The sequence below is a fragment of the Roseibium sp. FZY0029 genome, assembly GCF_036350355.1.
Taxonomy (GTDB): domain Bacteria; phylum Pseudomonadota; class Alphaproteobacteria; order Rhizobiales; family Stappiaceae; genus Roseibium.
The window spans coordinates 548386-562755 of record NZ_JAZDVZ010000005.1 but is presented as its reverse complement, the minus strand read 5'-3'; the positions used below and the strand labels follow the sequence as shown (position 1 = coordinate 562755).

13 protein-coding genes and 1 tRNA gene are annotated in these 14370 nt (G+C 58.1%); 8 read left to right on the top strand and 6 right to left on the bottom strand.

Going from position 1 to position 14370, the window contains the following annotated elements; translation table 11 throughout:
• Nucleotides 1-31: 31 nt before the first annotated feature.
• Nucleotides 32-331, top strand: a complete 300-nt coding sequence (locus V1T76_RS17335; RefSeq protein WP_330561894.1) for a YrhK family protein — start codon at nt 32-34, stop codon at nt 329-331.
• Nucleotides 332-337: 6 nt separating this feature from the next.
• Nucleotides 338-1828, top strand: coding sequence for a cobyric acid synthase (locus tag V1T76_RS17330; RefSeq protein ID WP_330561893.1), 1491 nt, complete (start codon nt 338-340; stop codon nt 1826-1828).
• 1 nt (nt 1829) lies between these two features.
• Here the strand turns inward: V1T76_RS17330 and cbiB are convergent, their stop codons facing one another.
• Nucleotides 1830-2807, bottom strand: coding sequence for an adenosylcobinamide-phosphate synthase CbiB (cbiB, locus tag V1T76_RS17325; RefSeq protein WP_330561892.1), 978 nt, complete (start codon nt 2805-2807; stop codon nt 1830-1832).
• 9 nt (nt 2808-2816) lie between these two features.
• Nucleotides 2817-3818, bottom strand: coding sequence for a threonine-phosphate decarboxylase CobD (gene cobD, locus V1T76_RS17320; protein ID WP_330561891.1), 1002 nt, complete (start codon nt 3816-3818; stop codon nt 2817-2819).
• 324 nt (nt 3819-4142) lie between these two features.
• Here cobD and V1T76_RS17315 point away from each other — a divergent pair, with 324 nt between their 5' ends.
• Complete coding sequence (locus V1T76_RS17315) at nt 4143-4376, top strand: hypothetical protein (RefSeq protein ID WP_330561890.1); 234 nt, start codon at nt 4143-4145, stop codon at nt 4374-4376.
• 44 nt (nt 4377-4420) lie between these two features.
• Here the strand turns inward: V1T76_RS17315 and V1T76_RS17310 are convergent, their stop codons facing one another.
• Nucleotides 4421-5551, bottom strand: coding sequence for a carboxylate-amine ligase (locus V1T76_RS17310; protein ID WP_330561889.1), 1131 nt, complete (start codon nt 5549-5551; stop codon nt 4421-4423).
• 212 nt (nt 5552-5763) lie between these two features.
• A tRNA-Cys gene (locus V1T76_RS17305) sits at nt 5764-5837 on the bottom strand.
• 250 nt (nt 5838-6087) lie between these two features.
• On the opposite strand from V1T76_RS17305, the gene V1T76_RS17300 reads away from it, so the two are divergent.
• From V1T76_RS17300 to V1T76_RS17290, 3 genes are all read left to right on the top strand, one after another.
• Nucleotides 6088-6750 carry a protein-L-isoaspartate O-methyltransferase family protein gene (locus tag V1T76_RS17300; protein WP_330561888.1) on the top strand — a complete coding sequence of 221 codons (663 nt, stop codon included), beginning with the start codon at nt 6088-6090 and terminating at the stop codon, nt 6748-6750.
• 296 nt (nt 6751-7046) lie between these two features.
• Complete coding sequence (locus tag V1T76_RS17295; RefSeq protein WP_330561887.1) at nt 7047-8351, top strand: TolC family outer membrane protein; 1305 nt, start codon at nt 7047-7049, stop codon at nt 8349-8351.
• A gap of 284 nt (nt 8352-8635) precedes the next feature.
• The gene (locus tag V1T76_RS17290) at nt 8636-9370 is read left to right on the top strand and encodes a PopZ family protein (protein WP_330561886.1); all 735 of its coding nucleotides are present in this window, start codon (nt 8636-8638) and stop codon (nt 9368-9370) included.
• A 20-nt stretch (nt 9371-9390) separates the two neighbouring features.
• Here the strand turns inward: V1T76_RS17290 and V1T76_RS17285 are convergent, their stop codons facing one another.
• The gene (locus tag V1T76_RS17285; protein WP_330561885.1) at nt 9391-9819 is read right to left on the bottom strand and encodes a DUF1284 domain-containing protein; all 429 of its coding nucleotides are present in this window, start codon (nt 9817-9819) and stop codon (nt 9391-9393) included.
• A 183-nt stretch (nt 9820-10002) separates the two neighbouring features.
• Between V1T76_RS17285 and V1T76_RS17280 the strand changes: the two genes are divergently transcribed.
• Together V1T76_RS17280 and V1T76_RS17275 are read left to right on the top strand one after the other, a co-directional pair.
• The gene (locus V1T76_RS17280) at nt 10003-12933 is read left to right on the top strand and encodes a valine--tRNA ligase (protein WP_330561884.1); all 2931 of its coding nucleotides are present in this window, start codon (nt 10003-10005) and stop codon (nt 12931-12933) included.
• A gap of 111 nt (nt 12934-13044) precedes the next feature.
• Nucleotides 13045-13593 (top strand): DUF2155 domain-containing protein, encoded by a 549-nt coding sequence (locus tag V1T76_RS17275; RefSeq protein WP_442970138.1) that lies wholly within the window; start codon nt 13045-13047, stop codon nt 13591-13593.
• A gap of 27 nt (nt 13594-13620) precedes the next feature.
• On the opposite strand, the gene V1T76_RS17270 is transcribed toward V1T76_RS17275, so the two are convergent.
• Nucleotides 13621-14340, bottom strand: a complete 720-nt coding sequence (locus tag V1T76_RS17270; RefSeq protein WP_330561883.1) for a GNAT family N-acetyltransferase — start codon at nt 14338-14340, stop codon at nt 13621-13623.
• Between the last annotated feature and the right edge of the window lie 30 nt (nt 14341-14370).

Here is a 14370-nt window from a genome sequence, read left to right as displayed (position 1 = left end):
GAAACCCAGAGGCAATCAAAGGGGATCGAGGATGAGCAAGCTATTCGATCATAGTCTTCGCACGGCCTCGCAGGCGCATGTGGAAGTGGTTCGGAAATACGAACTTTATCGAACCGTTGTCGAATTCCTGGCTGCCATTACGTTTCTTGTCGGTAGCATCTTCTTTTTCTACGACAGCCTGATGTATGCTGGCACCTGGTTGTTCGTTATAGGATCTGTCCTCTTCGCCGTGCGTCCGACGGTTCGCCTTATGCTTGAACTGCGGCTTGCCAACCTTCCGATACCCTCCGAGTTCCGGCCCTACGGCGCGCCTCCTTTCGGCAAAGACTGACATTGCATGGTTGAACAGACGTCTGCCGGAAAGGTCCCGGCGATCATGATCCAGGGTACGGGTTCGAACGTCGGCAAAAGTCTGATCGTTGCCGGTCTGTGCCGCCTGTTCGCCAACCGTGGACTCGCCGTTCGACCCTTCAAGCCGCAGAACATGTCGAACAACGCTGCCGTGACAGCCGACGGCGGTGAAATCGGCAGGGCTCAGGCGTTGCAAGCCATGGGCTGCCGGGTTCCCTTGAGCGTCCACATGAACCCGGTTTTGTTGAAGCCCGAAACTGATACAGGTGCCCAGGTAATCGTTCAGGGCAAGCGCCGTGGCACGATGCGGGCACGGGAGTATGGAAAGCAGAAAGTCGTATTATTACCGAAGGTTCTGGAGAGTTTTTCGATAAACGCATCAGGTTCTGATCTGGTTATCGTCGAAGGGGCCGGCAGTCCTGCGGAAATCAATCTCCGATCAGGTGATATCGCCAACATGGGGTTTGCCGAAGCGGCGGATCTGCCGGTGATCCTGTGTGCGGACATCGATCGCGGCGGGGTTATCGCCTCGGTCGTGGGAACTTGCGCAGTTCTAGAAGAGGACGAACGTCAGCGTATCAAGGGCTTTTTTATCAACCGGTTTCGGGGTGACCCAAGTCTCTTCGATGAGGGCTTGCGGGAAATCGAAAGGCGCACCGGATGGCACGGGCTTGGCGTTGTGCCGTGGTTTGCCGATGCGGCGAAACTGCCGGCGGAAGATGCGCTTGGTCTGGCGGACGGATTTGGCGAAGGCGGTCTGAAGATCGTCGTGCCTGTGATCTCCCGGATCGCCAACTTCGATGACCTGGATCCGCTCCGGCTTGAACCGGGCGTAACACTTGAGCTTGTTCAGCCCGGCACTCCCTTGCCGGGGGATGCCGACGTCGTGCTTCTGCCCGGGTCGAAGTCAACGGTCGGCGATCTTGCCTTCTTCCGCAAGCAGGGATGGGACATAGATCTCAAGGCGCACCACCGGCGTGGCGGGCATATTCTGGGCATTTGTGGCGGCTACCAGATGCTGGGCAAGACCATTTCCGATCCGGAGGGTATCGAGGGATCTCCCGGGACGGCGGAAGGTCTCGGCTATCTCGATGTCGAGACCATCCTGACGGCAGAAAAATCGACCGTTGCCGCCCGCGGGACCCATATTCCCAGCGGAGCCCCTGTCACCGGATACGAAATTCATGTCGGCCGTACGTCCGGGCCAGACTGCGCCAATCCCATGATGCGTCTCGATGATGGTCGGTCCGACGGTGCGGTCTCTGCGGATGGCCGTGTATCCGGAACCTATATTCACGGCCTGTTCACCGACGATGCCTTCCGGGCCGCTTACCTGAATGCCTTCGGTGCCGGGTCCGACCTCAGCTACGATCAGGACATCGACCGGATTCTGGACGATCTTGCACATCATCTGGACCACGTCATCGATGTCGAGGCCATCCTGAGGATTGCACGCCGGGCAGATGAAAAAGCGTGATCTAGAAGGCCAGCAATAGCGCCAGAAACGCGATCAGCAATGCCTCGAGCGCGAAGCAGCCGATCAGGATCCTCAAGGCACGCGTGATATCTTCTGCCTTTGCATCCTTGCGGCCGTTTGCATTCAGATACCGGTCATTGACCGTGTACCCCGGATAGACCCGCGGTCCTGCTAGGGCCAAGTTCAAAGCGCCGGCCATGGCGGCTTCCGGCCAGCCGGCGTTTGGCGAGCGGTGCTTGCGGGCATCATCCAGAATGCAGGCAATACTCTTGCGCACCGAACCTCGGGACAAGGGAGCGCACAGGGCGATAAACAGCCCCGCCAGACGGGACGCTGGCAGGTTGACGAGATCGTCGAACCGGGCAGCCGCCCAGCCGAAGTCGACGTAGACCTCGTTCTTGTGGCCGATCATGCTGTCGGCGGTGTTCACCGCCTTGTAGGCGATCAATCCGGGAAGGCCGAGCACCGCGAACCAGAAGACGGGTGCCACGATGCCGTCAGAATAGTTCTCGGCGCAGGATTCTATGGCAGCCCGTGAAACGCCGGCCTCGTCCAGCCGGTTGGGGTCGCGGCCAACGATCATGGAAACCGCTTTCCGGCCACCCTCCAAACCGTCCTTCAACAATCCATCCCTGACAGCGGCGACATGACGGTAAAGACTGTTCTGCGCGATGAAAACCGCAGCCACGACGGCCTCCAGAACTCTGCCGTAAGGCAGCCACTTGGCAACCGCCTCGATAACAACGCCGGCAAGTCCGGCGCCTGCCAGCAGAACCAACAGTGTCAGCACACCGCCCAGTTTGCGCGTTCCGGGCGCGTATTCCGTCTTGTTGAAATGACGGTCGAACAGGCCGATCAGTTTGCCGATCCACACGACCGGATGCGGCAGACGTTGCCACATCCAGTCAGGATCGCCGATCAATGCGTCCAGCAACAGCGCGGCGAGAAGAAGCCAGAGAGCGTGGTCGTAGAGAATCATTCCAGTCCGTCAGACCTCTTGTAGCGCTTCGGCAAGAGCGTCAGTCAGACGTTTCATGTTTTCCTGGCCGCCGGGAAGACCAAAGCGGATCCAGGTTGGGGCGTAGTCGAATATCCGTGTCCAGATCTGCCTGCGGGCGAGGGCTTCATGCAGGGCTTTCGGATTGCGCAGACCTGCAAGCGCGTAAAGAGGTGTGCCGCCGAATACGCTGAGACCTGCCTCTGAAAGCGCGACCGTGAGGTCCGCCATGTCCTCGATCAACCGCCGGGTGATCCGCTCCTGCCAGGCACTGTCTCGCAATGCTCTGGCACCGATTTCCAGAGCCGGCCCACTGAGGCACCAGCTGTTCAGCAGACCGGACATGGTGGAGATGGCGGTTTTTTCGCCGGCGAGAAAGCCGATACGCAAACCGGCAAGACCGAAGAATTTGCCGAATGACCGCAACACCACGACGTTTTCCGCACCGATGTGTGGCAGCAGGCTGGCTCCCGGAACGACATCGGCAAAGGCTTCGTCCACCACCAGATAACCACCGCGGGCACTGAGTGTCTGCGCGATCTCGATCAGGCTTTTGACATCTATCAGGCGTCCATCCGGATTGTTCGGGTTGACGAGAACAACGATCTTCGCATCGGCCGGCAGGGAGTAGACGCTGGACACTTCAATTGGTGCGCGGCCTTCGCGCGTCCATGCATCTTTGTGGCTGGTGTAGGTTGGAGTGGCCAAGACCACCGGGCCGTCCGGAAGGATCGTCGGCAGCAGTGACAAGAGGATCTGCGTCCCTGGTGCGGCGATGACGCCAAGATGGTCCGGAATACGGTAGGCATGCCGGGCTGCTGCAATCAGATGTTCCTCTGCGCCACGCGCAGGGAGGGCTGTCCAGGCAGAAGACGGCAGGTCATCCGGCAGGGGGTAGCTGTAGGGATTGATCCCTGTCGACAAATCCAGCCAGTCGTCACGCGTTCCGCCAAAACGCTCAATCGCAAGGGTCAAATCCCCGCCGTGTTCCATCGAATGTGCCTCTTGCAGTTGGCAGGTTGGCCGTTCAGCTCTTTGTTCAGTCATCTAGCCGGTTGAAAGATCAAAAGTACAGACGGTTCCCGACATGTGCTGCCGCAGGAACGTCCTCGAAGTCGGTTCGGAAAGGGCGTGTCGTTGTTAAGCGTAAGGTGCTCGCTCTTTCAAGCATTTATAGGAAAGCCAGTCAGGTCGATAACCAATTGAGTGCAAGGGAGGCGGGTACAGCGCAGGACAAAGCAACCTTGGGCGGATTGACAGGTTCGTAGATTAGTAGAAAAAAGAACAAAAGAAGAACATTGCGCACAAGGACACCCCATGCCGAAAAGCGACCGTCATTCACCCCTACTGGACGCCGAACGCGAGGCTCTGCTGGTTCAGCTTGCGCTTGCCCGGCAAGCGCTGATCAAGGCACAGCGGGGCATGCGCCCCCGATCTGGCCTGTCGCGCTCTGCCGCCGCGGTGATAGAGGAAATTGACGAATTCGCCTTTGTGCTGACCGGATCATCAGATTTTTTTCACACAGGCGCCCATGGCACACCGCCACGATAATCCGGCTACCACCGCTTTATGACCAGCCGACGGGTTTTCACCCGTCAAAGTCCTTGTTGGGTTTCCAAAATCAGTTGATCGACAACCCGTTCGAGGGTTTCCTGAGGGATCTGCCCGTCTTCGGGAATGTCTCCGGCCAGGTTGAGTTGGCGTTCGGCGGATGTTCCGCTGGTGACGATTTCCCGCAGATGCGCAACATCGGCTTCGCAGCCGAAATGAACGGCGTCGGGTTGGATAAGTTCGATCAGTTCCTCGATCATGTCAGCGAAAGCCGCCGTTTCGTTCAGACCGAAATCGATCAACCTGGCAGTGCTCCCGTGCCTCTGTGCTTGCCAACGGTTTTCCGCGAGCAGAAACCGCGAATATTGCCGCCACCCCTGATTGACGCGGCGCAGCCTGTAAAGCATGCGGCATAGGCACCTGAAGGTTGCTGCAATTGCCAGCGCGTCATCCAGCCGCGGGCAGACATCGGTGATGCGCATTTCCAGCGTTGGAAACCGGTCGGAAGGGCGCAGGTCCCACCAGATCTTTGTGGCGTCCTCAATGGCACCGGCCCGAACGAGAATATCAACCGTGTGCAGGTAATCGAAATAGCTGTTGAAACGCGGAGGCAGACCGGTTCGCGGCATCTCGTTGAAAACAGACAATCGATAGGACTTCAGGCCGGTGTTCCGGCCGCGCCAGAAGGGCGACGATGTACTGAGCGCGAGCAGGTGCGGCAGGAAGTAGGCAAGCTGGTTGAACAGCTCGATACGCAATTCCTCATCTTCGATGCCGATATGCACGTGCATGCCGCAGATCACCATGCGTTTGACCACAACTTGCATGGACTTGGCGATTTCGTTGTACCGTTCCTTGTCTGTGTGCGGCTGATCCGTCCATTCCGCAAACGGGTGGGTTGAGGAAGCGATTGGAGCCAGGTTGAACGCCGCTGCCTCGCGCGCAATCGTCTTGCGGAGTAACCCGAGTTCCGATCGGACCTCCTGGAGACTGGAGCAGACCGGGGTACCGACCTCTATCTGGCATTTCAGAAATTCAGGACTGACGCGTCCTTCAAGGGCGCTTTCGCACGCCTTGAAAAGCTCGGGCGGCGGCGAACTCGCCAGCTTGCGGGTCGATTTGTCGACGAGAAGGTATTCTTCCTCGACCCCGATGGTGAAACTCGGTTCCTTCATGAAATGAGCTTCCGGGAAACTACAGCGTCGGGTCAAGCCCGAAAGAAGGTGAAGAGGATACTATGGAATGGCCAGCCGCTGCGGTTTTCGGGCTGAGATACCTGAATACGGAGCTCTTGGAATAAGAAGCCGTTTTGCGGCGAGGCAGCAAAAAACCACGGTATCGCCCAGAAGAGGGATACACATAAAAGGATCTGAGCTAGAAAGGTAAGTGGAGGCCCCGACCGGAATCGAACCGGTGTACACGGATTTGCAATCCGCTGCGTCACCACTCCGCCACAGGGCCCCTAGGTGGTGTGCCGCGCCTTATCAAACAGTTGCGCGATTTGGTCAAGCCCTGAATTCAACGCCGGAAAGATTTCCACCGTTGCCGGAGACCGATTTGAAGAACGCCCTTTGTCGCAGTCTATTTTCCGCAGAAACCTTGTGCGATCACGGTATCTGCTCGCGCGCATACTTGTCAGGCAGGCTTTGCATCGCTAATGAACGTTTCTCAAGAGGCGCCGGTAATCCGGCATGTCAAAGTGAGGGCCGATATGACGGACTTTAATCAGTCCCGCCGCAAGATGGTGGATAACCAGCTGCGCACCAACGATGTGACCGATCACCGGATCCTGGACGCAATGGAACTGGTGCCGCGTGAGCGCTTCGTACCGGCATCCAAACGTGCCGTCGCCTATATCGATGAGGATCTTCCGGTTGGCGCGTCTGACACGGGCCGCATGCTGATGAAGCCGCATATTTTTGGAAAGCTGGTGCAGCTGGCCGACATCCGCGAAGGTGATGTCGTTCTGGTGGTTGGCGCTGGAACCGGCTACAGCGCAGCGGTGGTCTCCAAGCTTGCGGCTTCTGTTGTCGCTCTTGAAGAAAATCCTGATCTGGCCAAGACCGCGACCGAGGTTCTTGTGGATCTCGGCATCGAAAATGCGGTGGTCGTGGAGGGGGCACTGGCAGCGGGCTATTCGTCCGAAGGCCCGTACGATGTCATCCTCGTTGATGGCGCTGTCGAAGTGCTGCCGCAGGCCCTGACAGATCAGTTGAAACCAACCGGACGTCTGGCTGTAATCGAAGGGCGCGGTGGTGCTGGCGTTGCCAAGCTTTACCAGAAATCTGGCACGGCAGTCAGCAGCCGATTCGGCTTCAATGCCTCCGTAAGCGTTCTGCCGGGCTTCGCAAAAGCGGATGAGTTCGTTTTCTAAAGGGGCTAGGTCGCCTTGGATACTTGGAAACCCGCTGGGGGCGGCGGGTTTTGATTTAGAAGTCCGATTTGGACTTCATGCAGCGAAAACTTGTTGCCATTAAGCCGCACTCGCGGAAATTCGCAATTATCGGCTCTCAAACGGTTGAAGAATAACACCCGTCAGTTTACTCAACAGGATCAAGACGGTTGACCCGGAAGGAGTGTGGGGTGTCTGGTCGTACAACTCTAAAAGTTTTGACCATTGCTGTAGGACTGTTGGGTGGCGTTTCCGCGGCCTCTTTAGCCGGTGCCTCCTTGTCTCCCGCGCGTGCGGAAACGATCAGAGAAGCGCTGGCTCTTGCCTATTCCAATAACCCCACCTTGAATGCGGCGCGTGCGCAGCTTCGTGGTGTGGATGAAAACGTGCCACAGGCGTTGTCCGGCTGGCGGCCGACCGTAACGGCATCCGCAGCGGCCGGACGTCTCGCAACAGGGGCCGACTCGGCGATCGACTACCGCAACAATGCGTCGATCTCCCTGACCATCAGTCAGACCCTGTTCCGTGGCTTCCGGACGATCAACTCGACCCGTCAGGCCGAAGCTGTCGTGCGTGCTCAGCGCGAAAGCCTCATGTCGACGGAACAGGACACGCTGCTCGATGCCGCCACATCCTATGTGGATGTGATCAGGGACACCGCTCTGGTGTCTTTGCAGCGCAGCGACCTTGCCTTCCTTCAGGAACAGGTCAGAGCAGCACGTGACAGGTTCGATGTAGGCGAGGGCACGCGGACGGATGTGAGCCAGGCGGAAGCCCGTGCTTCCGAAGCGCGCGCCAGCCTCAACACGGCGATGGCCAATCTGAACACCAGCCGTGCCATCTACCGTCAGGTGATTGGTGTTGAAGCGCGCAGTCTTTCAGCCGACACGTCGATCAGCCGTTTTGTTCCGAAATCCATCGAAGATGCGATGCAACTGAGCGAAACGCACCAGCCGCTGATCCGTCAGGCTCAGCATCTGGTCGATGCGGCAATCTTCAACATCAAGACGATTGAAGGTGAGCTTCTGCCGACTGTGACACTGGACGGCAGTGTCTCCAGATCGTGGAACCCGTCCGGTTTGACCGACTACAGCGACAACGCGCAGATCTTCGGCAACGTCAGCATCCCGCTTTATCAGGGTGGTGGCGTGTCATCCCGCGTACGTCAGGCCAAGGAAGAACTGGGCCAGACCCGGTTGCAGCTGGATGTGGCGCGCGATCAGATTCGCGCCAATGTCATTTCCGCCTGGGGCAACTATCAGGCCGCGGAAGCCTCCATTGTCGCGGCGCAGGCTGCCGTTCAGGCACAGCAGCTTGCCCTTGAGGGTGTCATTGAAGAACAGCGCGTCGGTCAGCGTACGACACTCGACGTTCTTGATGCTCAGCGCGAACTGGTCATTCAGCAGTCAAATCTGGTGACCGCACAACGCAACAGGATCGTCAGCGGGTATCAGCTGGTCGCATCTGTTGGCCGGCTGGATGCGGAATCGCTTGGCCTCACCGTGGCCCGCTACAATCCCAAGCAGCACTATCAGGCAGTGCGTGACCAGTGGTTCGGTCTGCGTACACCGGATGGCCGGTAAGAAACTTGAAACTTATCTTCGTCACGATGGCGGCTGATGGTCGAAAGATCTTCAGCCGCTTTTGTTATTCGGCGTAACATCCTGATAAATTTACGAAGGATGACGTGAAACGCGTTGCCGAATTCCACCCTTGATCGGTAAACACCGACTAAAAAGGGGATAAGGCGATGCTTCTGGGTGCGCTCACTTTGCGCGTTTCTTATGGACCCGCATAATTTCGGTTAACGAATCATTTTGATGGAACCGACAGTTCCTGAGCGTAGCCGGTAAGTACGGGGGAAGTCATGGCGCAGGCGAAGAAGGCTGATGAGCCGTCGATGGAGGAAATCCTCGCATCGATCCGCCGAATCATATCCGATGAGGACTCCCAGGGAGCCGATGACGGCGAAACCGGCAGCAGCGAACCCGTAGAGACACCAGTAGAAGAAGAGGCGACGGACGATATGGGCGATGCCTCCGAAATGTCCCAGGACGATCTCGACAAACTGTTCGACATGAGCAGCGACGACGAGGATGACCTTCCCGCGGAAGACGAAGACGCGGACGACATGGCTGCCGCAATGGCAGCAGACGCCGAGGAAGACGAAGGCGACGACGTTCTGGAGCTGACTGAAGAACTGGCGATTCCCGAAGACGATGCAATGGACATTGTCGAGGGGATGGCTGAAGATTTGGACGGTGACGAAGGCGACATCTCTTTCGCGTCTCCGCCAATGCCTGACACGGTTTCCGAGCCGGATTTTGACCCCGCGCCGCTGATGGCCACCAGCCCTGTGCCGGACGATCTGCCGAATGTCCCCGACGATGCCCCCCTGACGTCGCAGAACACGGGTGAAGCCGTTCACGCTGCTTTCGACAATCTGTCGAACATGTTTGTTGGATCTCAGGCACAGACCGTCGAAGAGCTGGTCAAGGAAATGCTGCGGCCGATGCTGAAGGCCTGGCTGGACCAGAATCTGCCTGGCATGGTGGAGCAGATGGTCCAAAAGGAAATCCAGCGCGTGACACGCCGGCGTTAAGCAGCGTTTGTTGAATGAATTCAGTCAGGGGGTGCCAGATGGCATCCCCTGAATTCGTTTCGGGCAATCTTGGAACACAGGGTCTGCCACTCACATCCTTCGCAAGCCTTGCGAATAGAGCCTCTCGCAAAGGCTTCACGCAGCAATGACAGTAGCTGCCGGTCCAGGACGAATAAATTGCCGCTTTCAACTTTGCACCCAAGCACTTGCGCGATTTCGGCGGCCGCCGACCGGTCTCTATCGCGAACGCTTTCATTCCGGCAATGGCAGCCAGGTTCGTTCAGCATGGGCTGGCACAACGCGTCGGGCCCTTCCACCAGCTCGATAGGCTCACCATCGTTCAGGCGCTGAACGATAGTACTGTAGTTGTCGACAAAGGCGGGCGTATAGCCCTTGCCAAGGTAGGTCACCATGCAAAGCAGGTGGTGCGGACGGATTGAAACACTCATGATCTGCTTATTGCAGCAAACGCCGTCAGACCCAAGTTCGGATCGGCGGATAGACGCTTCTCGCTCCAAAAGCGCCAATTGGCTGCGGGATTGGCCTGCATAGGCGGTTGACTTGCGGCAGCGCATCCGATTTACACGGTGCTTCACGAAAATCGAAATTCATTCTCCCATTGAGTGACCCTGATGCTGGATAAGACCTACGATGCGGCCAGCGTTGAGCCGCGGATTTACGAAACCTGGGAAAAGGCGGAGGCCTTCAAGGCCGGAGCTGGCGCCAAAGAGGGTGCAGCCTCCTTTTCCATCGTAATTCCGCCGCCGAACGTGAACGGTTCGCTGCATATGGGCCATGCTCTCAACAATACCCTGCAGGACATCCTGATCCGCTGGAAACGCATGCAGGGCTTCGACACACTGTGGCAGCCGGGCACGGACCACGCTGGGATTGCGCTTCAGATCGCCGTCGAAAGACAGATGGCCGAGCGCAATGAGCCCAGCCGCACCGAAATTGGCCGCAAGGCTTTTGTCGAGCGGGCATGGCGCTACAAGGGAGAAGTCGGCAGTGCGATTATCGCTCAGTTGAAGCGTCTCGGGGCGTCGTGCGACTGGTCGCGCGAACGCTTCACAATGGACGAAGGCCTGTCCGAGGCTGTTCGCAAGGTTTTTGTCGACCTCTACAACGAGGGCCTGATCTACAAGTCCAAGCGGTTGGTCAATTGGGATCCGAAAATGGAGACCGCCATTTCGGATCTCGAGGTCGAAAACGTCGAAACCGATGGTCACATGTGGCACTTCCGCTATCCGCTGGCCGGTGGTGCGACCTATGAGTACGTCGAAAAAGACGAAGACGGGAACGTCACCCTTCGCGAAATCCGCGACTATATTTCGATTGCCACGACGCGTCCGGAAACCATGTTGGGCGATGGCGCCGTTGCCGTTCATCCGGATGACGAACGTTACAAGCCAATCGTCGGAAAACTTTGCGAGATTCCGGTTGGACCGAAGGAACATCGTCGCCTGATCCCGATCATCACCGACGAATATCCGGATCCGGATTTCGGCTCCGGTGCGGTCAAGATTACCGGTGCGCACGACTTCAACGACTATGGCGTCGCGCAGCGCAACAAGATCCCGATGTACCGCCTGATGGACACCAAGGGTGCAATGCGCGCCGACGGTGCGCCATATGTCGAAGAGGCTGCCAAGGCGCAGGCGATCATCGACGGCGCCGAGATGACCATTCAAGAGGTCGATCTGATCAACATCGTTCCGGACGACTTGCGCGGTCTTGACCGGTTCGAAGCGCGCAAGCGTGTCATTGAGCAGATCACGGCGGAAGGTCTGGCCGTCACGGTTCCGGCCGACCATCCGGACGTAGCATGGATGAAGGGACAGGCGCCGGAGTGGACTGAGCTCGGTCGCGCCGTCGTTCGTCCGCTGGAGGAAGGCGCGGAAGCTCCGGAACGCTTGCCGCTGGTGGAATCCAAGAAAATCATGCAGCCGTTCGGAGACCGATCCAAGGTCGTCATTGAACCCATGCTGACCGACCAGTGGTTTGTCGATGCAAAGACACTGGCTGCTCCCGCCCTGAAGGCCGTTCAGGACGGTACGACCAAACTTATTCCCGGCAACGCCGACAAGGTCTACTTCAACTGGCTCAACGACATTCAGCCCTGGTGCATTTCACGCCAGCTCTGGTGGGGCCACCAGATCCCGGTCTGGTATGACGAGGATGGCAAGGAATACTGCGCGCATTCCGAGGAAGAAGCCGTTGCAATGGCTGGCGGCAAGGCACTGACGCGGGATGAAGACGTTCTGGACACATGGTTCTCTTCCGCGCTCTGGCCTTTCTCGACGTTGGGTTGGCCGAACAAGACGCCGGAACTGGAACGCTACTACAAGACGGATGTGCTCATCACGGGGCTCGACATCATTTTCTTCTGGGTTGCCCGGATGATGATGCAGGGCCTCCACTTCATGAAAGAAGTGCCTTTCCATACGGTTTACTTCAACTCGATCGTTGTCGACGGCAAGGGCAAGAAGATGTCCAAGTCGACCGGCAACGTGATTGACCCGCTCGATCTGATCGGACGCTTTGGTGCCGATGCGACCCGCTTTGCACTTGCCAGCCAGGAAGTTCAGGCCCGCAGAATGCTACGGATGTCGGACCAGGCTGCCGAAGGCGGGCAGCGGTTCGCGACCAAACTTTGGAACGCCGCCCGCTTTGCGGAAATGAACGGCTGCGCTCGCGCAGACGGCTTCGATCCTGCCAAAACCAGCCACACGCTCAACCGTTGGATCGCGACCGAAACTGGCCGCTGTATCACCGAGGTAACGGCGGCACTGGAAGACTTCCGGTTTAACGATGCGTGCGGGGCGGTCTACCGCTTCACCTGGAACACCTTCTGCGACTGGTATCTCGAACTCGCCAAACCGATCTTCAACGGCGATGACGAGGCCGCCAAGGCCGAAACGCGCGCGACCGCTGCCTGGGCTCTGGATGAGATCCTGAAGGTTCTGCATCCGATCATGCCGTTCCTGACCGAAGAGCTTTGGGAACGTCTTGGCGATGAAGGCAGCGCACAGGACGGCTTGCTCATGTTGGCGGCCTGGCCGGAAGCGAAAGTTTCCGACGAGGATGCAGCGGGCGAAATCAACTGGCTTGTCGATCTGATCTCCGAGATCCGGTCGGTACGCGCGGAAATGAACATCCCGGCGGGTGCGAAGGTGTCCGTGATCGTCACGGGCGCCAGCGAGCAGACCAAGGCCCGGCTGAAGACCCACGAGTCTGCCATTCTTCGTCTGGCGCGGGCAGAAACCGTTTCTCTGGCCGATGCGGCTCCTGCCGGCGCAGCACAGATCATTGTCGGTGAAGCCACCGTTTGCTTGCCGCTCGCCGGCGTGATCGATCTTGCAGCTGAAAAGGCCCGTCTGCAGAAGGAAGCCGGCAAGCTGGAAGGTGAAATCTCAAAGATCGAGAAGAAGCTTTCCAACCCTGCGTTCGTTGCAAAGGCCCCGGATGATGTCGTAGACGGCGAGCGCGAAAAAGTTGCCGAATCCAAGGAAAAGCTGGAGAAGGTTCAAACGGCACTCAGCCGCTTGGCGGAAATCGGCTAGATCATTTCTCGGCCCGGAAGGAGCTTTGTCTTTTCCGGGCCGCAATTCGGTGCTAGCGCCGCATAAAAGAACATACGTATACTTGGCATCCGAGGAATCGAATTGAAGCTGATGGCGGACCAGTTTGACACGATGAAAGCGGTTAGGCGCTTGAGCGCTGGCCTTGGAATTGCGGCGATGGCGGCGGTCACGCCCCTGGTTTCGGCGCACGCGGAAAAGATCGAGAATCCGGTTGCTGTCTTCTCGGGCCTCGACAAGATCACCGGACGCATCATCTCCTTCGATGTGTACATCGGCGAGACTGTTCAGTTCGGTGCGCTGCAGGTCACACCAAGGGTCTGTTACACGCGTCCTCAGACAGAGTCTCCTCTGACGACTGGCTTTGTTCAGGTCGATGAAATCACGCTCAATAACGAAGTTCGGCGGATTTACTCCGGCTGGATGTTTGCGGCCAGTCCCGGTCTTCATGCTGTCGAGCATCCTGTCTACGACATCTGGCTGACCGATTGTAAACTTGCTTCCACAGTTCCGCCGCCCGAGGATTACGCCGGACCGCCGATCAAAGGCACCGTTGCCGAAGGCGAAGACCCTCTGGCAGGTCCAGACGATGGTCAGGACCATGGCCCGGGTGTGCCGCGCCCGAAACCTTTCCAGGGATAAGGCGCTGGCAAATAGGGGTTCGGTGCTCTAACGCGTGAACCTGTCCGCTCCTTTCGTCGCGAGCCCCGAAAAAAGCGTCTGGGACAGGGACAGCCCACACCCTTCCACCATCCGGCGTGACGTCGTATTCGTTGCCGACACCAGTTCATAGAGATGGGTCGCTGCCAGGTGGTTCAGACATGCGTCCGCCATCAGTGCATTGACATAGGTGCCGAGACCCTTGCCGCGATGGGCGGGGGCTACGGCCACAAGCCCGCCCCAGGCGTAGCGGCAGTACGGGCTGTGCTCATTGTGCGGCAGGTAACCGTGCGCGCAGGCTGCAAAGTTTTCTGCTTTATCCATCAGACCGACGGTAACAACGGAGCCGTGATCGCCATTCAGAAAGGAACCGGAGAAGGGTGCGATGCCTGCTGCGGCAATGAATTCCTGGAACGATCGCGTCAATGGCCTCTCCGCGCCATCCAGTCCGGAAAATGCATGAAGTCCGTCGGGGAGGGTCTTTGAAAGAATTGCCCGAGTCGCAGCTCTGATCGTGTCGGCGTCACCGACAAAGACGTGCCATGTGTCCAGCCGATAGCCTTTTTCGTCCAGTGCGTTTTCCAGATCAGATTTTTTGTTTGTCTCAAGCAGGCGAAATCCGAAGACGCCGTCTTCCTCGAGTGATTTGAAGATCGTGTCAAAACCCAGAGCATCAGGATTGTCGGTGCCGAGCGTGCGGGCGTTACAGCAGGCTCCAGGTGTTTCCATGGTCCAGCCTTAAAGTTCTTCGGCGCGCTG

Bases quoted from the DNA above. Each gene is read 5' to 3' on its own strand.
- V1T76_RS17335 (WP_330561894.1), top strand. From the start codon at position 32: ATGAGCAAGCTATTCGATCATAGTCTTCGCACGGCCTCGCAGGCGCAT.
- V1T76_RS17330 (WP_330561893.1), top strand. From the start codon at position 338: ATGGTTGAACAGACGTCTGCCGGAAAGGTCCCGGCGATCATGATCCAG.
- cbiB (WP_330561892.1), bottom strand. From the start codon at position 2,807: ATGATTCTCTACGACCACGCTCTCTGGCTTCTTCTCGCCGCGCTGTTG.
- cobD (WP_330561891.1), bottom strand. From the start codon at position 3,818: ATGGAACACGGCGGGGATTTGACCCTTGCGATTGAGCGTTTTGGCGGA.
- V1T76_RS17315 (WP_330561890.1), top strand. From the start codon at position 4,143: ATGCCGAAAAGCGACCGTCATTCACCCCTACTGGACGCCGAACGCGAG.
- V1T76_RS17310 (WP_330561889.1), bottom strand. From the start codon at position 5,551: ATGAAGGAACCGAGTTTCACCATCGGGGTCGAGGAAGAATACCTTCTC.
- V1T76_RS17300 (WP_330561888.1), top strand. From the start codon at position 6,088: ATGACGGACTTTAATCAGTCCCGCCGCAAGATGGTGGATAACCAGCTG.
- V1T76_RS17290 (WP_330561886.1), top strand. From the start codon at position 8,636: ATGGCGCAGGCGAAGAAGGCTGATGAGCCGTCGATGGAGGAAATCCTC.
- V1T76_RS17285 (WP_330561885.1), bottom strand. From the start codon at position 9,819: ATGAGTGTTTCAATCCGTCCGCACCACCTGCTTTGCATGGTGACCTAC.
- V1T76_RS17280 (WP_330561884.1), top strand. From the start codon at position 10,003: ATGCTGGATAAGACCTACGATGCGGCCAGCGTTGAGCCGCGGATTTAC.
- V1T76_RS17275 (WP_442970138.1), top strand. From the start codon at position 13,045: ATGGCGGACCAGTTTGACACGATGAAAGCGGTTAGGCGCTTGAGCGCT.
- V1T76_RS17270 (WP_330561883.1), bottom strand. From the start codon at position 14,340: ATGGAAACACCTGGAGCCTGCTGTAACGCCCGCACGCTCGGCACCGAC.